The 20,112-nt window shown below is 60.3% G+C and carries 20 protein-coding genes; 2 read left to right on the top strand and 18 right to left on the bottom strand.

Features of this window, described 5'->3' with window-relative positions; translation table 11 throughout:
• Positions 1–14: 14 nt before the first annotated feature.
• From A6U86_RS34000 to urtA, 11 genes are all read right to left on the bottom strand, one after another.
• Positions 15–404, bottom strand: a complete 390-nt coding sequence (locus tag A6U86_RS34000; RefSeq protein ID WP_244510156.1) for a lysozyme inhibitor LprI family protein — start codon at positions 402–404, stop codon at positions 15–17.
• Between the two features lie 65 nt (positions 405–469).
• The gene (locus A6U86_RS34005) at positions 470–775 is read right to left on the bottom strand and encodes an urease subunit beta (RefSeq protein ID WP_068401478.1); all 306 of its coding nucleotides are present in this window, start codon (positions 773–775) and stop codon (positions 470–472) included.
• Between the two features lie 11 nt (positions 776–786).
• On the bottom strand, positions 787–1,041 hold the full coding sequence (locus A6U86_RS34010; RefSeq protein WP_068401479.1) for a DUF1272 domain-containing protein: 255 nt from the start codon (positions 1,039–1,041) through the stop codon (positions 787–789).
• Between the two features lie 7 nt (positions 1,042–1,048).
• Positions 1,049–1,351 carry an urease subunit gamma gene (locus A6U86_RS34015; protein ID WP_068401481.1) on the bottom strand — a complete coding sequence of 101 codons (303 nt, stop codon included), beginning with the start codon at positions 1,349–1,351 and terminating at the stop codon, positions 1,049–1,051.
• Between the two features lie 142 nt (positions 1,352–1,493).
• Positions 1,494–2,315: an urease accessory protein UreD gene (locus A6U86_RS34020; protein WP_068401483.1), complete on the bottom strand. Its 822-nt coding sequence runs from the start codon at positions 2,313–2,315 to the stop codon at positions 1,494–1,496.
• A gap of 163 nt (positions 2,316–2,478) precedes the next feature.
• Positions 2,479–3,174 (bottom strand): urea ABC transporter ATP-binding subunit UrtE, encoded by a 696-nt coding sequence (gene urtE / locus A6U86_RS34025; protein ID WP_068401485.1) that lies wholly within the window; start codon positions 3,172–3,174, stop codon positions 2,479–2,481.
• 15 nt (positions 3,175–3,189) lie between these two features.
• Positions 3,190–3,708 carry a hypothetical protein gene (locus A6U86_RS34030; RefSeq protein ID WP_068401486.1) on the bottom strand — a complete coding sequence of 173 codons (519 nt, stop codon included), beginning with the start codon at positions 3,706–3,708 and terminating at the stop codon, positions 3,190–3,192.
• Between the two features lie 80 nt (positions 3,709–3,788).
• Positions 3,789–4,544 carry an urea ABC transporter ATP-binding protein UrtD gene (gene urtD / locus A6U86_RS34035; protein WP_068401487.1) on the bottom strand — a complete coding sequence of 252 codons (756 nt, stop codon included), beginning with the start codon at positions 4,542–4,544 and terminating at the stop codon, positions 3,789–3,791.
• A 4-nt stretch (positions 4,545–4,548) separates the two neighbouring features.
• Positions 4,549–5,709, bottom strand: a complete 1,161-nt coding sequence (gene urtC / locus A6U86_RS34040) for an urea ABC transporter permease subunit UrtC (RefSeq protein WP_068401489.1) — start codon at positions 5,707–5,709, stop codon at positions 4,549–4,551.
• Complete coding sequence (gene urtB / locus A6U86_RS34045) at positions 5,706–7,274, bottom strand: urea ABC transporter permease subunit UrtB (RefSeq protein ID WP_244510157.1); 1,569 nt, start codon at positions 7,272–7,274, stop codon at positions 5,706–5,708. The genes urtC and urtB overlap by 4 nt, the downstream gene beginning before the upstream one ends.
• Before the next feature lie 129 nt (positions 7,275–7,403).
• Complete coding sequence (gene urtA, locus A6U86_RS34050) at positions 7,404–8,693, bottom strand: urea ABC transporter substrate-binding protein (protein ID WP_068401494.1); 1,290 nt, start codon at positions 8,691–8,693, stop codon at positions 7,404–7,406.
• Between the two features lie 230 nt (positions 8,694–8,923).
• Between urtA and A6U86_RS34055 the strand changes: the two genes are divergently transcribed.
• Together A6U86_RS34055 and A6U86_RS34060 are read left to right on the top strand one after the other, a co-directional pair.
• The gene (locus tag A6U86_RS34055) at positions 8,924–12,313 is read left to right on the top strand and encodes an ATP-binding protein (protein ID WP_068401498.1); all 3,390 of its coding nucleotides are present in this window, start codon (positions 8,924–8,926) and stop codon (positions 12,311–12,313) included.
• Complete coding sequence (locus A6U86_RS34060) at positions 12,306–13,229, top strand: response regulator (RefSeq protein WP_068401500.1); 924 nt, start codon at positions 12,306–12,308, stop codon at positions 13,227–13,229. Before A6U86_RS34055 ends, A6U86_RS34060 begins: the two co-directional genes overlap by 8 nt.
• Positions 13,230–13,250: 21 nt before the next feature.
• Here the strand turns inward: A6U86_RS34060 and A6U86_RS34065 are convergent, their stop codons facing one another.
• From A6U86_RS34065 to A6U86_RS34095, 7 genes are all read right to left on the bottom strand, one after another.
• Positions 13,251–14,222 carry a D-glycerate dehydrogenase gene (locus A6U86_RS34065; protein WP_068401777.1) on the bottom strand — a complete coding sequence of 324 codons (972 nt, stop codon included), beginning with the start codon at positions 14,220–14,222 and terminating at the stop codon, positions 13,251–13,253.
• Between the two features lie 150 nt (positions 14,223–14,372).
• Positions 14,373–15,494 (bottom strand): branched-chain amino acid ABC transporter substrate-binding protein, encoded by a 1,122-nt coding sequence (locus A6U86_RS34070; protein ID WP_068401506.1) that lies wholly within the window; start codon positions 15,492–15,494, stop codon positions 14,373–14,375.
• Positions 15,495–15,678: 184 nt separating this feature from the next.
• On the bottom strand, positions 15,679–16,032 hold the full coding sequence (locus A6U86_RS34075; protein ID WP_068401507.1) for a DUF6867 family protein: 354 nt from the start codon (positions 16,030–16,032) through the stop codon (positions 15,679–15,681).
• Between the two features lie 24 nt (positions 16,033–16,056).
• Positions 16,057–16,785 (bottom strand): ABC transporter ATP-binding protein, encoded by a 729-nt coding sequence (locus A6U86_RS34080; RefSeq protein WP_068401508.1) that lies wholly within the window; start codon positions 16,783–16,785, stop codon positions 16,057–16,059.
• Positions 16,785–17,657 carry an ABC transporter ATP-binding protein gene (locus tag A6U86_RS34085; RefSeq protein ID WP_068401515.1) on the bottom strand — a complete coding sequence of 291 codons (873 nt, stop codon included), beginning with the start codon at positions 17,655–17,657 and terminating at the stop codon, positions 16,785–16,787. The genes A6U86_RS34080 and A6U86_RS34085 overlap by 1 nt, the downstream gene beginning before the upstream one ends.
• Positions 17,657–19,081, bottom strand: coding sequence for a high-affinity branched-chain amino acid ABC transporter permease LivM (livM, locus tag A6U86_RS34090; protein ID WP_068401516.1), 1,425 nt, complete (start codon positions 19,079–19,081; stop codon positions 17,657–17,659). The genes A6U86_RS34085 and livM overlap by 1 nt, the downstream gene beginning before the upstream one ends.
• A 4-nt stretch (positions 19,082–19,085) precedes the next feature.
• Positions 19,086–19,988 carry a branched-chain amino acid ABC transporter permease gene (locus A6U86_RS34095; RefSeq protein ID WP_068401518.1) on the bottom strand — a complete coding sequence of 301 codons (903 nt, stop codon included), beginning with the start codon at positions 19,986–19,988 and terminating at the stop codon, positions 19,086–19,088.
• Positions 19,989–20,112: the final 124 nt, after the last annotated feature.

A 20,112-nucleotide genomic window follows, 5' to 3' on the forward strand; every position in this document is an offset into this window, starting at 1 on the left:
CGTGCGCCTTGCGCTCACTGATCGCCTCCGATCCCGTCTGCAAGTTCCTTCAGTTCCTTCGTCCGCTTTTTGGTCAAGTCCGCCTTGCAGCCGGATATCAGCATCGGCTCCATCGATCCGCCCCGCGCCTGGAAGCCTGCCGCCTCGCATTCGCCGTCGCGATAATCCACCCAGGCCCGCTGCGCCTTCAGGAGTGCCTTTTCGGCCCCTTTCATATCGTTATCCAGATCGGCATCGATCGCGACCATCGCAGCGCGCGTTTTCTTGTATTGCGCGTTCAGCGCCTTGTCGGCCGTGTCGAAATCGCGCGCCGCACAGATATTCAGATCCGTCTGCGCCTCGGCCTTCGAACAATCGATATTCGGTTCGTCCGCGTCGCTCTGCGCGAAGGCTGCGCCGCACATCAAAGTCGCTGCAAAGAATGCAGCAGATGCAAACAATTTCATTGACATAACTCCTCCTCCCGAGCCTAGAGCTTGCCCATGATCTGTTGGCGAAAGCCGTAGACTTCGCGCTTGCCGGATAGAGGGATGAGCGTCACCTGGCGAGTCTGGCCGGGCTCGAAACGCACGGCCGTGCCGGCTGGAATATCCAGCCGCATACCCTTCGCCTTGTCGCGATCAAAGGCCAGGCCGCCATTGGTCTCGGCAAAATGATAGTGGCTGCCGACCTGCACCGGACGGTCGCCGGTGTTGGAAACTTCCAGCATCACGGTGGCGGCCCCGACGTTCAGCTCGATATCGCCGCTTGCGGTAATGACTTCACCTGGGATCATGATCTTTTTCCTTATGCAGCCCGGACGGGCGCACAGCCCTCAGCTTTCAGAATACGCTTGGTCGAAGCGGGATATTTCGCCAGCAGCGTCACCGGGCGAATGGGCCGCTGGACGAACTCACCACCGCAATTCGGGCAGATGCCGCCGAGAACATTGCCGACGCAATCGGCGCAGAACGTGCACTCGAAGGTGCAGATCATCGCGTCGAGGCTTTCCGGCGGCAAGTTCCTGTCGCAGCATTCGCAATTGGGTCTGAGCTCCAGCATCGCGGCGTTACCGGATCGGTTCGTGGACGGTCACCAGCTTGGTTCCGTCCGGGAACGTCGCCTCCACCTGAACATCGTGAATCATCTCGGCAATGCCCTCCATCACCTGATCGCGGGTGATGACATGAGCGCCTGCCTCCATCAGCTCGGCAACCGGACGGCCATCGCGGGCACCCTCGACCACGAAATCACTGATCAGCGCGATGGCTTCGGGATGGTTGAGCTTGACGCCGCGCTCCAGCCGCCGCCGTGCCACCATCGCCGCCATGGAAATCAGCAGCTTGTCTTTTTCTCTCAAAGTAAGGTTCATCGCCTACCTACGTGATTGCTGTTCTTGGAGCATGATGCCGAAACGTGTGAGCAGTTTACGGACGACATCATGTTCTACTTCTTCGATTTTGTAGCCGGATGATTTCAGGTCAAGCAGGCCTGAAATCATCCGGCTCCGGGGACTACAGGTTCCAGACTTTCGGCACAGGCGCACCATTGCGCAAGGCGGAAATGATCGGGATCAGGATTTTTCTCAGCGCAAAGCCATCGGCGGCGGCAAGCCGCACCACAAGCTTGTCGCTCCAGTGACTGACGCCTCCAACATGGCTTACGACGAGCGGCCGAACCTGGTGGAGATAGGTTTCCGCGAGCGGCCCGGCATAAAGCAGTGTCGCGAAGGCTACCTGACCGCCCAATACGGCACTCCTTGCCGTCAAGGCCGCGATATCACCATCGAGCCGCAGCTCCTCGGCATGGATCAGCCGTCCCTCGCGACGGATACGCCAGCGATCACGGAACAATCCCTCAGCCATTGCTTCACCCATGGCTTTGCGCCCGAGCAGGATAGCCTCGACGGCGAGAAATTCGGCTGAAGCGTCGAGTTCGACATTGAGTTTACGCGACAGCGAGGCGCGGTCAAACAGAATGGTTTCCTGCGGCAGCCAATCGACGCGCGCGCCGGCGCCGACTTTGATGGAGGTCTGCACCGTGGCGGTGTCGGCCGAAGCCTTGTAGATCTTCTCGCAGGCCTGCGTGGTCACATCGATGCGCGTGCCTGGTGCTGCAACGATGCTCCAGTCCATCTGGTCGCCGCCGGTGAGGCCGCCAGCCGTATTGATGATGACCGCCTCCATGGAACTGTCGAAGGTTTCAGGCAGCCGGATCTTCGCCGCACCTTCCTGAAAGAGCTCGGCAAGGCGCGTGCGGCCGCCAAGCAACTTGGCCGCCAGATGGCCGCGACCCCGCGCCCTCTGCGGTCTCGTGCTCGCCGCTGCCATCGCCATTCCGTCTCTCCGTTTACCACATCATGCCGATGTCGGATCATTGAGACCCGACAAGGAATAAACGCAAGCAATTTCTGTGCCTTATGCGATAGCCCGCCGGAGCGGCCTGCCATGGGCGTGAGCCGCTTCATTTTTCGTCAAACGCCGAAAAGAAAGGCACGCCTCAGACCGTCAGATGCCGGCGAGCCTCCGGCGTATCCAGCGTCTCGGCCAACCCCTCATGCACGATCTCGCCGCGATCCATGATGTAGACGTAATCGGCAAGCTCGCGGCAGAAATCGAGATATTGCTCGACCAGCAGGATCGCCATACCGGTGGAGTCTCTGAGATAACGGATCGCCCGGCCGATATCCTTGATGATTGAGGGCTGAATGCCCTCGGTCGGCTCGTCCAGCACCAGGATCTTCGGCCGCGTCACCATCGCCCGCCCGATGGCCAATTGCTGCTGCTGGCCACCCGAGAGATCGCCACCGCGTCGCGACAGCATGGATTTCAGCACCGGAAACAGGCTGTAGATATCATCGGGGATCGTCCGGTCGCGGCGGGGGAGCGGCGCATATCCGCTCTCCAGATTCTCCTTGACGGTGAGCAGAGGAAAGATCTCACGGCCCTGCGGCACGTAACCGATACCTTGCTTGGCGCGGGCAAAGGGCGCCATGCCGTTCAGCGTCACGCCGTTGAAGGCGACTGTTCCCGCCGACAGCGCGTGCTGGCCGGTGACGGCACGCAGAAGCGAACTCTTGCCGACTCCGTTACGCCCGAGCACGCAGGTGATCTTGCCCATCCCGGCCTTGACGGAGATGCCGCGCAGCGCCTGTGCGGCGCCATAATGCAGATTTGCGTTTTCGACTGTCAGCATGAATTCACCACTCTCTTAATTCAACAGGCTACGCCTCAGAGTTTGAAGCGTCTTTGACTGCTCGGCCGTTGGTTCTCCGCCGACAGCTGAAACCTGTTCGGCAATGCCTATCAACTCGCTGCGCTCATCGGTCGTCAGCGCGTTGAACCACAAATCGCGGAAGCGCCGGATCGGATCCTCGATATTGATCACGCCCTTTGCAGCCCAATCGCCGAAGATGATGACCTCGTCCATGTCCTTTGCCGCGATGATTCCGCTCATTCGCGAGCGGATCACATTCCTGGCCGCTTCAACGAACATTGGCTTCTCGTTGGCGAGACATGAGAAAAAGGCAACCGCAGCGATCGCCGGATCCCTGATTGATGCAAGGGGAGCGGTCTCGGCGCGCTTGCGGAATTGCCGACGCTTAAAGGCTCCACGCATCCGCTCAACGCTATCGATGATTTCACTGCCTGCTTCTCGCACCATCTTCAACCGCCAGTACCAAACCGCCGCGCCGACGATGGCCGCGACAAGAACCCCCAAAATAGGCATTGCGTTATCCCCATACTGCTGGAATCGAATGTATTTTCGATCATTTTGGCAGCACCGTTATAAACGCGCAAATTGCATTGTCATCGCCCAAGATAATTCTCGATCACCTTCGGATCGCTGCTGACGAAATCGATCGAGCCCTCCGCCAGCACCGAGCCTTCGGCCAGGCATGTCACCTTGACGCCGAGATCGCGAATGAAGCCCATGTCGTGTTCCACCACGACAACGGAACGCGTCTTGGCGATCTCCTTCAGCAACACGGCCGTCTCCGCCGTCTCCGCATCCGTCATGCCCGCAACGGGTTCGTCCACCAGCAGCAGCTTCGGCTCCTGAGCCAGCAGCATACCGATCTCCAGCCATTGCTTCTGGCCGTGGGAAAGATTGGCCGCCAGCTCGTCGCGACGATGCGATAGGCGCACGGTTTCGAGGATTTCATCGATGCGGTCGCGATCTTCAGACGTCAACCGATAGAACAGCGTTGCGAAGACGCCGCGATTGCGGTTGAGCGCCAGTTCGAGATTATCCCAGACGGTATGGCTCTCGAAGACGGTCGGCTTCTGGAATTTCCGGCCGATGCCCAGCTGGGCGATATCGGCCTCATCCCTCTTGGTGAGGTCGATCTGGCCATTGAAGAACACCTCGCCCTCGTCGGGCCGGGTCTTGCCGGTGATGATGTCCATCATCGTCGTCTTGCCGGCTCCATTCGGGCCGATGATGGCGCGGAGCTCTCCCGGCTCGATCACCATGGACAGTGAATTCAAGGCCTTGAAACCGTCGAAGGAGACCGAGACATTGTTGAGATAGAGCATGCTGTTGGGCTTGATATCCGGGATCATGGTCTTACTCCGCCGCCTGTACGGGCTTGCTGGCTTCGTCTTCCGCGGCCTTGGGCTGCGGACTGACTGGCTTGGGTTTCCTGGCGATGTAGGGGCCGATCGTTCCGACGATGCCCTTGGGCAGGAACAGCGTCACCGCGACGAACAGGCCGCCGAGCGCAAACAGCCAGAAGCTGGGAAACAGGCCGGTGAAAACAGTCTTGCCGCCATTGACGAGGATAGCGCCGATGATCGGCCCGATCAGCGTTGCCCGGCCACCGACCGCCGTCCAGATGACCACTTCGATCGAGTTGGCCGGGGCGAATTCGCCGGGGTTGATGATGCCGATCTGCGGCACATAGAGCGCGCCGGCAATACCCGCCATCATCGCCGACACCACGAAGACGAAGAGCTTCACATGCTCGACGCGGTAGCCGAGGAAGCGCGTGCGGCTTTCCGCGTCGCGCACTCCCACAAGCACCTTGCCGAATTTCGACCGCACGATGGCTGAGGACAGCATCAGCGCCAGCGCCAGGATCAGCGCAGTGATGGCAAAGAGCACGGCACGGGTGCCGTCAGCCTGAATGTTGAAGCCGAGTATATCCTTGAAGTCGGTCAGGCCGTTATTGCCGCCAAAGCCCATATCGTTGCGGAAGAAAGCGAGCAGCAGCGCATAGGTCATCGCCTGCGTGATGATCGACAGGTAGACGCCATTGACGCGTGAGCGGAAGGCGAACCAGCCGAAGATGAAGGCAAGCAGGCCGGGTGCGACGAGCACCATCAGCATGGCGAACCAGAAATTATCGAAGCCGTACCAGAACCACGGCAGATCCTTCCAGTTCAGGAACACCATGAAGTCGGGCAGGAGCGGATTGCCGTAAGTGCCGCGCGAACCGATCTGCCGCATCAGATACATGCCCATCGCATAGCCGCCGAGCGCGAAGAAGGCGCCGTGGCCGAGCGAGAGAATACCGCAATAGCCCCAGACGAGATCGAGCGCCAAGGCGAGCAGCGCATAGGTCAGGTACTTGCCGAACAGCGACATCAGATAGGTCGGCACATGCAGAGCGCTGGTTTCTAGCAGAGCCAAGTTCGACAGTGGCACGAGGAAGGCGACGGCGATCAATATCGCGATGGCGATGCTGATGCGGCGGTCGAGCGAGCGCAGGATGAAGGCGGTGATCATGCTTCCACCGCCCTTCCCTTGAGCGCGAAGAGCCCGCGCGGACGTTTCTGGATGAAGAGGATGATGAGAACGAGCACGAGGATCTTGCCGAGCACCGCTCCCGCATAGGGCTCAAGGAACTTGTTGAGAATGCCGAGCGAGAAGGCGCCGACCAGCGTGCCCCAAAGATTGCCGACGCCACCGAAGACCACGACCATGAAGCTGTCGATGATGTAGCTCTGGCCGAGGTTCGGCGAGACATTATCGATCTGCGAGAGCGCGACACCAGCCATGCCGGCGATGCCCGATCCGAGCGCAAAGGTGAAGGCATCGACCCAGGGCGTGCGGATACCCATCGAGGAAGCCATGCGCCGGTTCTGCGTCACCGCTCGCATCTGCAGGCCGAAGGCGGAGCGCTTGAGGAGCAGCAAGAGCGCCACGAAGACGCCAAGCGCGAAGACGATGATCCACAGACGGTTCCAGGTGATGGAGAGGTAGCCGAGATCGAAGGAACCGGACATCCACGAGGGATTGCCGACTTCCTGGTTCGTCGGCCCGAAGATCGAGCGCACCGCCTGCTGCAGGATCAGCGAGATGCCCCAAGTGGCAAGCAGCGTCTCCAGCGGCCTACCGTAGAGAAAGCGAATGACGCCGCGCTCGATGACGAGGCCGACCGCACCGGTGACGATGAAGGCGACAGGCAAGGCGATCGCCAAGGACCAGTCGAAAAGCTCGGGATAGGAACTGCGGATGACGCTCTGGACCATGAAGGTGGAATAGGCGCCGAGCATTACCATCTCGCCATGCGCCATGTTAATGATGCCCATGACCCCGAAGGTGATGGCAAGGCCGATGGCGGCCAGCAGCAGCACCGAGCCAAGCGACAGGCCGTACCAGACATTCTGCACCGCATCCCAGAACTTCAACTGGTCCTGAATGCCGGCAATGGCGGCTGCGACATCCGGCTTCAGGCTGTCGTCGACGGAAACCGAAGAGAGAATGCCGATGGCATCGCGACCGCCCTCGACCTTGATCGTCTCGATCGCAGCCTTCTTGTCTTCCAAGGGGCGGTCGGAGCCAAGCACGGCAACAGCTCGTGCCCGTTCGAGGACAGTGCGAATTTCTCCGTCTTTCTCGTTCTGCAGTGCCGTCTCGACGGTCTCCAGCGAGTCCGCGCTTGGCGATTTCAGCACCGATTGCGCCGCCTCGAGCCGTACACCGCGATCCGGGCTCATCAGCGTCAAACTGCCGAGAGCCGCACGGACGGCGCGGCGGAGACTGTTATTGATCTTGATCTTGCCGAGATTGTCCTGGGCTTCCTGCCCGGCCGCCTGTCCCGTGAGTGGGTCAACCAGGGCCATCGCATCGCCCGAGGACTTGGCGATGAAGACCTGGTTGTCGGACTTGCGCACGTAGAGATCGCCATCGGAGAAGGCCTGCAGTGCCGGCACAACCTTGGGGTCACCGGTCTTGGCAAAGCTCTGGACGATCGCAGCGGCCTGCTGGAAATTGGCCTGACCGAGCGAATTGACGAGGCCATGGGCATCTTCCTGAGCGCGCAGGCCCGTGGCCGTCAGCGCTAACATGAGACAGAAGCCGGCGACGAGCGCCATGGTTATGCGGTAAGTGAATTTGTCGAACATTGGGCTTGTCCCCTCAAGCTGCCGCGGGCAGAAAAGCCTGCCCGCGGCGGTCTTGCATTCAATCAGCTGATATCAGGAACCCTTGCCGCCGCACTTGCCGGTGGTAACGTTGAAGTTGCCGCAGTTCATCGGCATGCGCCAATCCGAGATCAGATCCTTGCTGTCGGGCAAGTATTCGGACCATTCCTTACCGACCACGGCAGGGGTCTGCGAGACAACGTCGAACTGGCCATTTTCCTGCACTTCGCCGATCAGAACCGGCTTGGTGATGTAGTGGTTCGGCATCATGGTAGCGGTGCCGCCGGTGAGGTTTGGAACAGAGACGCCGACGAGTGCGTCGATGACCTTGTCCGGATCGGTGGTGCCGGCTTTTTCGACAGCCTTCACCCACATGTTGAAGCCGATATAGGCGGCTTCCATCGGATCGTTGGTCACACGCTTGTCGTTCTTGGTGTAGGCGTGCCATTCCTTGATGAAGGCGGCATTGGCGGGTGTGTCGACGGACTGGAAGTAGTTCCAGGCGGCCAGATGGCCGACAAGCGGCTTGGTGTCGACGCCAGCCAGTTCCTCTTCGCCGACCGAGAAGGCGACGACCGGAATGTCTTCCGCCTTGACGCCCTGGTTACCGAGTTCCTTGTAGAAGGGAACGTTGGCGTCGCCGTTGATGGTGGAGACGACGGCGGTCTTCTTGCCGGCGGCACCAAAGGCCTTGATCTTGGAGACTTCCGTCTGCCAGTCGGAGAAACCGAATGGCGTGTAGTTGATGATGATGTCTTCGTCCTTGACGCCCTTCGACTTCAGATAGGCTTCGAGGATCTTGTTGGTCGTGCGCGGATAGACATAGTCGGTGCCTTCGAGCACCCAGCGCTGCACGCCTTCGTTCTTCATCAGATAGTCGACAGCCGGGATCGCCTGCTGGTTCGGAGCGGCACCCGTATAGAAGACGTTGCGCTCGGACTCTTCACCCTCGAACTGCACCGGATAGAACAGGATCGAGTTCAATTCCTTGAACACAGGCAGAACCGACTTGCGCGACACCGAGGTCCAGCAGCCGAATACGGCCGAAACCTTATCCTTCTGGATCAGTTCGCGCGCCTTTTCGGCAAAGAGCGGCCAGTCGGAGGCGGGGTCGACGACGACGGGCTCGAGCTTCTTGCCGAGAACGCCGCCCTTCTTGTTCTGCTCGTCGATGAGCATCAACATGGCATCCTTGAGCGTCGTTTCCGAAATCGCCATGGTGCCGGAAAGCGAATGAAGCACGCCGACCTTGATGGTGTCGTCGGCAGCAAATGCGCCATGGAATGCGGTCGTGGACATGATGGCGCCAAGCAGCGCACTGGAGACGAGAGTCTTGAATTTCATCCGTAGTTCCCCTCTTTTTATCTGCTGCAACGGCCGGTAAACGAAGATTAACCGTTGCCTGCAGCGACTATCCGGCAGCCCTTGGGGAAACCACATACGTAATATGACGTAGACGCCGGGGCGAAATGTGCAGCTTTGGGCACCTTCATGCCCTTAAGCACCGTATCGATCCATGTTACGACATAGCCGGACTGCCGGAAGTACTATGGCGGGACGGTTGAAGGGCAAGCATGGCCGCGCGGCAACGCATCATTCCTGTGAGACGCGAGTATAATCGCTGGGTCGCGAACCAGACGCTGGAAGACTATGCCCTGCGTTTCACCGCCAAGAGCGCCCGGCAATTCTCCTCGCAGCGCATCTCGCAGACGGCGATCGGCGCCATTTCCTTCCTGGCGCTGGAGGCGATCGGCGGTACGATCACGCTCTCCTACGGCACGACCAATGCTTTCTATGCCATCATCGTCGCTAGCCTCGTCATGCTGGCGATCGGACTGCCGATCAGCCGCTATGCCATCCGCCACGGAGTCGATATCGACCTGCTGACGCGCGGCGCGAGCTTCGGCTATATCGGCTCGACCATCACCTCGCTGATCTATGCCAGCTTCACCTTCATGCTGTTCGCGATCGAGGCGTCGATCATGTCTGGCGCGCTGGAGCTGACGCTCGGCATACCCGTCTGGATCGGCTACATCATCAGCGCTGTCATGGTCATTCCGCTGGTCACCCACGGCGTGCGTCTCATCAGCCGGTTCCAGCTGCTGACGCAGCCCTTCTGGATCGTTCTCAACATCCTGCCCTTCGTCTTCATCGCCTTTTCCGACTGGGGCAAATTCGATCTCTGGCGTGCCTTTGCCGGTATTCACCACGCATCGAGTGCGCCGGGCAGCGCCGCCCCCTTCGATCTCGTCGAATTCGGCGCGGCTTCCGCCGTCATCCTGGCGCTGATGTCGCAGATCGGCGAACAGGCCGATTTCCTGCGCTTCCTGCCACCGGATGGGCATCGCAAATGGCGCCATCGCCTGGCGATCTTTCTGGCAGGCCCGGGCTGGGTGATCATCGGCGCGCCGAAGCTGCTCGCCGGCTCCTTCCTCGTCGTGTTGACACTCACCTCAGGCGTGCCCGCCGGTCACGCGGCAGACCCCGCCCAGATGTACCTGACCGCCTTCGGCTACATGATCCCCTGGCACAATGCCGCGCTGCTCTTGATGGCCGCTTTCGTCATGATCTCGCAGCTGAAGATCAACGTCATGAATGCCTATGCCGGGTCGCTTGCCTGGTCCAACTTCTTCTCGCGGCTGACGCACAGCCACCCCGGCCGCGTCATCTGGCTGGTCTTCAATGTCGCCATCGCTCTGCTGCTGATGGAGCTTGGCATCTACCGGCTGCTGGAGGAGACGCTCGGCATCTTCTCGATCATCGCCATGGCCTGGCTCTGCACGATTTCGGCCGATCTCTTCATCAACAAGCCGCTGGGGCTCGCACCCCCAGGCATCGAATTCAAGCGCGCCCATCTCTACGACATCAATCCGGTCGGCCTCGGCTCCATGGCGCTTTCGGCGACGATCTCGCTGATCGCCCATTTCGGCGCCTTCGGTGCGCTCGCCGCCTCGCTTGCGCCCTATATCACCCTGATCGTCGCGCTGATCGCCTCGCCGGCCCTCGCCTGGGCTACGAAGGGCAAATACTACCTTGCCCGCAAGCCGCGCCAGAGCTGGAAGAACCTCACCACCATCACCTGCTCGATCTGCGAACACCCCTTCGAGCCTGAGGATATGGCCTGGTGCCCGGCCTATGCTGCGCCGATCTGCTCGCTCTGTTGCTCGCTCGACAGCCGCTGCCACGACATGTGCAAGCCGAAGGCCCGGCTCAATACGCAGGTCGGCACCGTCGCCAAGGCCCTGCTACCCGAAACCGTTGTCGCAAAGCTCGCCACGCGGCTCGGTCGCTATGGCATCGCCGTCGCCATCTCGTTGACAGCAGTCGGCGCAATCCTGGCAATGATCGCCCATCAGGTCGGTGCCGCCTCGCCTGAAACGGCAGCGGTGGTCAACCGCACCATCTTCATCGTCTTTGCCGTCTTTGCTGTCATCGCCGGCGTCGTCTGCTGGTTCTATGTGCTGGCCCATGACAGCCGCGTCGTCGCCGAGGAGGAATCCTCGCGCCAGAACACGCTGCTCCTGAAGGAAATCTCCGCACACAAGAAGACGGACGCCGCCCTGCAGAGCGCCAAGGAAGTGGCCGAAGCGGCAAACCGCGCCAAGAGCCGCTATGTCGTCGGCCTCAGCCACGAATTGCGCACGCCGCTCAATGCCGTGCTCGGCTATGCGCAGATCCTGGAGCGCGACGAGACCATTCCTGTGCCGCGCCAATCCTCTTTGAAGGTCATTCGCCGCAGCGCCGAGCATCTGTCCGGCCTGATCGACGGGCTGCTTGATATATCGAAGATTGAGGCCGGCCGTCTGCAGGTCTATTCCAACGAGATCAACATTCACGATTTCCTCGACCAGATCGTCGACATGTTCAATCCGCAGGCGCAGGCGAAGGGGCTGGCCTTCATCCACGAACGCTCAGCCGCCCTGCCAGACTATGTCCGCACCGACGAGAAGCGCCTGCGGCAAATCCTCGTCAACCTGCTTTCCAACGCCATCAAGTTCACCGATGCCGGCAGCGTCCGCTTCGAGATCGGCTATCGCAATCAGGTGGCGACCTTCACCGTTTCGGACACCGGCCGCGGCATTGCCGAAAAGGATCTGACCCGCATCTACGAGCCCTTCCAGCGCGGCGAGGCCGATAGCGTAAGGCCAATGCCAGGCCTCGGCCTCGGCCTGACCATCACACGACTGCTCACGAATACGCTCGGCGGCGAGATCTCCGTCGCAAGCGAGAAGGACAAGGGCTCCACCTTCAAGGTGCGCCTGATGCTGTCGGCCGTGCTTCGCCCGATGAAGCCGCCGCCGCAGGAGCAACGTGTCGTCGGCTATGAAGGTCCGCGCCGCACCGTCGTCGTCGTCGACGACAACGAGGATCATCGCGAGCTGATGCGCGAGGTGCTGTCGCCACTCGATTTCATCGTGCTGACGGCTGCCGGTGGCCCCGATTGCCTGACCTTGATCGAGGGTATCAAGCCGGATCTCTTCCTGGTCGATATCTCCATGCCCGGCATGAACGGTTGGCAGCTCGTGTCGCGGCTGAGAGAAAGCGGCCAGAAGGCACCGATCCTGATGCTGTCAGCCAATATCGGCGATGCCGCCGCCGCGACCGACAGCGACGACAGCCACAACGACGCCATCTCCAAGCCGATCGACATCCGCCAGCTTCGCGACAAGCTTGCGCTGCATCTCGGCCTGAAATGGACCTATGCCGACGCTTCCGCACCGGTAGCACCGAAACCGCCGCCGCCGTTGAAGAGCCCGGGGATAGAGCATGTGCGCGAATTGATGCGGCTCGGCGAGATTGGCTATATCAGGGGCATAGAGGCCAAGCTTGCCGATCTCGCCAAGCTGGATGAAAATCAGCCCTTCACCGACGCCATGCGCGCTCACGTCCAGGCCTTCGATCTCGGCGGCTTCCTGAATGCGCTGCACGCCTTCGACACTGAAAAGGTAGACCAGATTGGTTGAGACCACCCTGCCCCGCGATATAGTCTTGCTGGTGGACGACTCGCCGGAAGCGCTCGGCTTCCTGACCGATGCGCTCGAACAATCCGGCTTCTCGGTGCTGATCGCGACGTCCGGATCGGCGGCGCTGAACATTGTCGAGCGCATCACACCGGACCTCATCCTGCTCGATGCCGTCATGCCGTCCATGGATGGTTTCGAGACTTGCCGCCGTCTGAAGGCCAATGCTGGCATCGCCCAGATCCCGGTCGTCTTCATGACGGGCCTGACCGAGACCGAGCATGTCGTGCATGCGCTGGAATCGGGCGGCGTCGATTATCTCACCAAGCCGATCAACATCGACGAGCTGCGCGCCCGTATCCGCGTTCACCTGCGCAATGCCCGCTCCGCCCAGAGCGCCCGCGTGGCCCTCGATGCCGCCGGCCGTCATCTTCTCGCGGTTAAGGGTAATGGTGCGATCCATTGGTCGACGCCGCAGGCAACGCGCCTCATCAACGCCGCTACCGGCAGCGACGACGGCCTTGACCTCGCCTCGAAGCACATTGCGGCCTTCATGCTTGAACGCGAACGGCTGGGCCCGGCGCGCGACAACATCGTCTCCATCAGCAATGGCAGCCAGGCCGCCCTGCAATTCGCCTTCCTCGGCGCCATCGGTGCTGACGAATACCTGTTTCGCCTGACAGCAACCAATCAACGCGCCGACGACGAAATCCTGCGCCAGCATTTCTCGCTGACGCAGCGCGAATCCGAAGTGCTGCTATGGATCGCCAAGGGCAAGTCCAACCGCGATATCGGCGAAATCCTCGGCCTGTCCGCCCGCACGGTGAACAAGCATCTCGAGCAGATCTACGTGAAGCTCGGCGTGGAAAACCGCGCGTCCGCCGCCGTCAAAGCGGCCCATGCGCTGCATGAAGTCTAAGCCGCTGAAGGACGACCGAATTCAGACCACGCGGTCCGGCGGCTCTCGTCCCGCAAAGAAGGCGGTAATATTGTCCACCACCTTCATCCCCATGGCCGTACGCGTCTCTTCCGTCGCGCTGCCGAGATGCGGCAGAAGCACGACATTATCCAGCGCCCGCAGCCGCTCCGGCACATGCGGCTCCGCCTCGTAGACGTCGAGACCGGCACCGCGGATCGTGCCCTGCTCCAGCGCCGATATCAGCGCCGTCTCATCCACGACATCGCCACGCGCGGTGTTGATCAGGAAGGCACCCGGCTTCATCCTCGATAGACGGGCGGCATTCATCAGATGCCGGTTTTCGGCGCCGCCGGGGCAATGCAGGGAGACGAAATCGGAAACCTCAAGCACCTCCTCCACGGTCTGCAGCTGCATGGCGCCATAGCGCGCGGCTTCCATCGGATCGATGGCGGAGCGATTGTAGAAGACGACATCCATGCCGAAGCCGAAGTGGCAGCGCTGGGCGAACGCCCTGCCGATCCGGCCAAAGCCGATGATGCCGACGGTCTTGCCGGTGACCTTGGTGCCGACCAGATGCGTCGGCCGCCAACCGGTCCAGGCCCCGGCACGCACTTCCCGCTCGCCTTCGCCACCGCGCCGCGCGACGGACAGCAAGAGCAGCATGGCGATATCGGCGGTGCAATCGGTGAGTACGCCCGGCGTATTGGTGACGACGATGCCTTTCGCCTTGGCCGCGGCAACGTCGATGTGGTTGAAGCCGACGCCGAAATTGCCGAGGATCTTCGTGCGGATCGCACCCCCCTCGAAAAGCGCAGCCGGAAGCTTGTCGGAGACGGTCGGCAGAACCGCATCGTAGGCGAGCAAGGCCTCCCGCAGCTGCGCCGCATCGAGCGCGATATCATCCTTGTTCAGCGTGACATCGAAACGCTCGGAAAGCGCCGCCTCCACCGCAGCGGGCCAGCGACGGGTTACGAGAATACGGGGTCTGGTCATGCTGCTCATCCTCCTGCCGAATACCGGGCAGACTTAAAGCAGGTCGGTGGCGAAGGAAATGGCGATCCGCGGCCAGCACATATGAAAAAGCCCGGCCGATGGCCGGGCTTCCAGTATCACGCGGTTGCCGGCAAGCCGGTAACCCGATGATTACTTTTCGATTTCGGCGTAGTTGTACTTGCCGTCGGCACCCTTGGACCACTTGTACATGACATAGTCCGGACGGGTGATGTCGCCCTTTGCATCGAAGCCGAGATCGCCGATGGCGGTCTTGAACGGGCCCTTTGCCTTCATCGCATCGGCAACTGCCATTGGATCATTGGAGCCGGCAGCCTTGGCAGCGGCGGCAATGACCTGCAGAGCAGAGTACGAATACAGCGTGTAGCCTTCCGGCTCATAGCCGGCAGCACGGAACTTGGCGACCAGATCGGCGGAAGCCGGGTTCTTGCGCGGATCCGGAGAGAAGGTCATCAGCGTGCCGTCAACAGCGTCGCCAGCGATCGAAGCAAGTTCGTTCGAGACGATACCATCACCGGACATGAAGTGAGCCTTGACGCCCTGGTCGGCCATCTGACGCATGATCAGGCCGGCTTCAGTGTGCAGACCGCCGTAATAGACGAAGTCGACGCCAGCCTGCTTCATCTTCGCGATGAGGGCCGAGTAGTCCTTGTCGCCGGGGGTGATGCCTTCATAGAGAACTTCCGTCACGCCAGCGGCGTTGAGGTTCTTCTTGGTTTCGTCGGCAAGGCCCTGGCCGTAAGGAGTCTTGTCGTGAACGACGGCAACCTTGGCGCCCTTGAAGTTGTCGGCGATGTACTTGCCGGCAACTGCACCCTGCTGGTCGTCACGACCGCAGGTACGGAAGGTGTTCCAGAGGCCGCGCTCGGTAAACTGCGGATTGGTGGAAGCCGGGGTAACCTGCAGGATGCCGTTTTCGGCGTAAACTTCCGAAGCCGGAATGGAAACGCCCGAGTTGAAGTGACCGACAACAAACTTGACGCCGTCAGCGACGAATTTGTTGGCGACGGAAACACCCTGCTTGGCGTCGGAGACGTCGTCGCCGAGTTCGATCTTGATCTTTTCCCCGTTGATGCCGCCGGCTGCGTTGATATCGGCAGCAGCCTGTTCGGCACCCTTCTGAAGCTGGGCGCCAAACGTAGCATTCGCGCCCGTCAAGGGACCACCAACGCCGATAATGATGTCGGCCTTCGCAACGCCAGCGAATGCGATCATCGCCGACAAAGCCACTGCCGACAGAAGAGACTTCTTCATATTGTTACTCCCAATTTTTAAGCGGGTTCCTTTTGATTTACCCTGCGCGATACCCACCAATCATCACGCCGGTAACGCTTGTATTCCGAAGTTTGGAGGCACGATCATGTCATAGGCTTTTTGTTTTTATGAGACAGGATCATGCCACTTCTGAATGCAGACTGTGCCTAGTTTAAGCAGACTGTCAATTCTTCTTCTTCCACGAAAAGGCCGAGGTCTTTTCATAGAGCCAGTAATAATTATTCACCATCTGATCGGTACGTCGATACCGATATGCCGCCGTCGCGAAAACGAGCAGAAGAACGACGTCGATGATGTAGATCGTCAGATCGAACACCGGCCCGTTGAACAGCGCATGGTGCAGGAATTGCAATCCGAGGCCGATCAGGAAGCTGTAGATGACAACCAGCGGATAGGAGTCCCAATTGGACGCCACGGCGCGCCCTGCGCGCCAGGCGGTCCAGAATCCGAGGATGACGATGATCGCGCGGATGACCAGGCGGCCGCCGGTATCGCTGTCGAAGAGAAGTCCCTGCATGTCAAATTCTCCGCGGAACGGGGCTCAATGATGCCCGCCTTCAAGATAGGCGGCGCGCACTTCCGGATTGGCAAGCAATTCCCTGCCAGAGCCGCTCATCGTCACCCGGCCGTTGACCATCACATAGGCGCGGTCGGAAAGCTTCAGCGCCGCAAAGGCATTCTGCTCGACCAGGAACACCGTCAGCCCCTGCGTCTTGTTCAAGACCTTGATGGCTTCGAAGATGCCCTTGATGATCAGCGGTGCAAGACCCAGTGACGGCTCATCCAGCAGCAGCAGCTTCGGACGCGCCATCAGCGCACGGCCGATCGACAGCATCTGCTGCTCGCCGCCGGAAAGCGTACCGCCGCGCTGCGACTGGCGCTCCTTCAGACGCGGGAAAAGCGTGAAGATCTTCTCGACGTCCTCGTTGAAGTATTTGAGCTTGTCGAGGCTCGCGCCCATCTGCAGGTTTTCATAGACCGTCATGCGCGGAAAGATGCGGCGGCCTTCAGGCGACTGGGCGATGCGAAGCCGGGCAATTTCGTGTGTCGGCATGCGCGTAATATCGCGTCCGTCGAATGTGACGGTGCCGCTGCGCGCCTGCGGCGTGCCGCAGATCGTCATCATCAGCGTCGACTTGCCGGCACCGTTCGCACCGATCAGGCTAACGATCTCGCCGCTGTTGACTTCGATATCGACACCGGCAAGCGCGCGGATATTGCCGTAATAAGTCTCAACACCCGCGACTTTCAGAAGTGGTTCGCCCGCCATCAATGTTCACCCTCTTGGAGGTGTTCGACTTCGGCAATCACCTCTTCCACTTCTTCATCCTCGACACCCAGATAGGCCGCGATCACCTTCGGATCGTTCTTCACCTCATCGGGCGTACCATCGGAGATCTTCTGCCCATATTCGAGCACGATGACATGGTCGGAGATTTCCATGACCACCGACATGTCATGCTCGATCAGCAGGATCGATGTACCCGTATCCTTGCGGATGCTGCGCAGAAACTCGTTGAGAACAAGAGATTCGCGTGGGTTGAGACCGGCGGCCGGCTCGTCCAGGCAAAGCAGCTCCGGGCCTGTGCACATGGCGCGGGCGATTTCCAGGCGGCGCTGGGCGCCGTAGGAAAGATCGCCGGCCGGATCATCGGCCCGATCGATGAGATCGGCCTTTTCGAGCCAGAAGCGCGCCAGTTCGATGGCATTCTTGGCCTCAGAGCGATAGCGGCCGATGCCGAGCAGCCCGAGGATCGTATAGCCGGACGCGCGCATGAGCTTGTTATGCTGCGCGACCAGCAGGTTTTCGAGCACGGTGAGGCCCGAAAACAGACGGATGTTCTGGAAGGTGCGCGCAACCTTGGCTTCGCGGGTAATCCGGAAGTCGGGAAGGCGTTCCAGGAGATAATCCTTGCCGCTGTTCTGGTTGAGCGTGATCATGCCCATCGTCGGCTTGTAGAAGCCGGTGATGCAGTTGAACACGGTCGTCTTGCCGGCGCCGTTCGGTCCGATCAATGCGGTGATATCGCCGCGCTTTGCCGAAAAGGAAAGATCGTTGATCGCCATCAGGCCACCGAACCGCATCGACAGGTGATCGACCTTCAGCAAGGTGTCGCTGGGGGGTGTGGTCACAGCGTTCATCAGCCGTGGCCCTCCTTGGTAAAGCTGCCGGAGACGGTTTTCCGCTCCTTGAGGAAAGCGGTCGGCTCACGCGTGCCAACGAAACCGCGCGGCTTGATGATCATCACGACCACCATGGCGAGGCCGAAGATCAGCATGCGGTAGAGTTCCGGCGTGAAATCCGGTCCGAAGCCAGGGATGATCGTCGTATCGCCGAAGACCAGACCGGTTTTCAGGAAATCCATGTCGCGCAGCAATTCCGTGCCGCCAACCATGGCGATCGCGGCAATGGCGATGCCCTTCAGCGAGCCCATGCCGCCGAGAACGACGATGGCAAGAATGACCGCCGATTCCAGGAAGACGAAGGATTCCGGTGATACGAAGCCCTGACGGGCGGCGAAGAAGGAGCCGGCAAAGCCGCCGAACATCGCGCCGGTGGCGAAAGCCGTCAGCTTCGTCGTCACCGTATTGATGCCGAGCGAGCGGCAGGCGATCTCGTCTTCACGCAGTGCTTCCCAGGCACGTCCGATCGGCATGCGGCGCAGCCGGATCGTCACATAGGCCGTCAGCATGCAGAGCGCCAGGATGACGTAGAAGAGGAAGATCTTGTACCAGGCCGACGAGATCGGCAGGCCGAAGCTGCGGACGAAGTTGTGCGGATCCTTCATATCGAAGCTATAGAGGCCGAACAGCGATGCTTTCGTGATGTTGGAAATCCCGAAGCTGCCCCTCGTCACATCGGTCCAGTTCGTCAGGACGATGCGGATGATTTCACCAAAGGCCAGCGTCACGATCGCCAGATAGTCTCCGCGAAGGCGCAGCACCGGGAAGCCGAGCACCATGCCCCAAATACCGGCAAAAATGCCGGAGAGCGGCAGCAGGATCCAGAAGGACAGACCGAAATGCGTCGACAGCAGCGCGTAGGAATAGGCGCCGACGGCATAGAAGGCGACATAGCCGAGGTCGAGCAACCCCGCCAGACCGACAACGATATTCAGTCCCCAGGCCAGCATCACGTAGATGAGGATCTGGATGCCGAAGTTGTCGACATAGGTCAGCGATCCCTGCGGGCCGAAGAGCGCCAGCGCCAGCATCGGATAGATGAGCAGGAAAACCAGCGCCATCAGGTTGAAATTCTTACCGACAAACCCCCGCTCGGCCACGACTGGCGCGGCCTTGGCCTTCTCGGCTTTTCTCGCATCCAGAATGGGCTGCACGAAAACCGTCATCACGAAGCGGCCAGCCGCTGCGATGGCGACGATGGAGGCCAGCAGCCCCCAGCGTTGAACGATGATCAGCTTGTTGTCGATATTCTGATCGGTCTTCAAGCCGATGTAGAGAACGAACATGCCAAAGGCGATAAGCGCGGTCCAGAGGGCGTCCGTAATCCCCTTCTGGACAAGACCGGAAGCGGTCTTGCCTGCAACGACGTTTGAATCTGCCATGGCGTTATACCTTTTCGACTTCCGGCCGCCCGAGAATACCGGTTGGCTTGAAGATCAGAACGAAAGCAAGGATGCCGAATGTCGCGACATCCTTATACGCGATGGGGAAATTGCCTGACCAGAACGACTCGATGAAGCCGATCATCAAGCCGCCAAGGACGGCCCCCGGCAGCGAACCGATGCCGCCGAGAACGGCCGCGGTGAACGCCTTGACACCCGGCGTGAAGCCATCCGTGAAATTGGCGACGCCATAATACATCAGGTACATCGTGCCGGCGACGGCAGCGAGTGCGGCGCCCATGATGAAGGTGACGGAAATGGTGCGGTCGACATTGATGCCGAGGAGCGCCGCCATCTTGCGATCCTGCTCGGTGGCACGCTGGGCGCGACCAAGCGCCGTCTTGTTGACCAGATACCAGAAGGCAGCCAGCAGAACGACGGTGATGATGAAGATGATGATCTGCTTCAGGGACAGCGAGACTGCGCCGAAGTTGTAGACATCACCCACCAGCGTCGGGATCGGCTTGTTGCGCGGGCCCTGTGCGACCTGAATGAAGTTCGACAGCACGATCGACATGCCGATTGCGGTGATCAGCGGCGCCAGCCGGAAGGATCCACGCAGCGGCCGATAGGCAATGCGTTCGATCACCCAGTTCCAGAGGCTCGTCATCAGCATTGCGACGATGAGCATCACCAGAAGCAAAACCGCGACCGGCAAGCCGGCGAAGAGCGAAACGAGAACCAGATAAGTGATGAGAGCGGCGAAGCCACCGAGCATGAAGACATCACCATGGGCAAAATTGATCATGCCGACGATGCCGTAAACCATGGTGTAACCAATGGCGATCAGGCCATAGATAGACCCGAGAGTCAGCCCGTTTAGGAGCTGCTGGATGAAATAATCCATATGTCATTTCCCCTGGATGTGGCGTCAATCGACCACATCTCTTATTACTTTAGGGTCTCCTTCAAGAGGGCCCGTGGGCGAGATTCCATACCGCTTTCGAAAGAAATGTGAAGCCAAAAAGGCA

The sequence above is a fragment of the Rhizobium sp. AC27/96 genome (assembly GCF_001692325.1).
Taxonomy (GTDB): Bacteria; Pseudomonadota; Alphaproteobacteria; order Rhizobiales; family Rhizobiaceae; genus Rhizobium.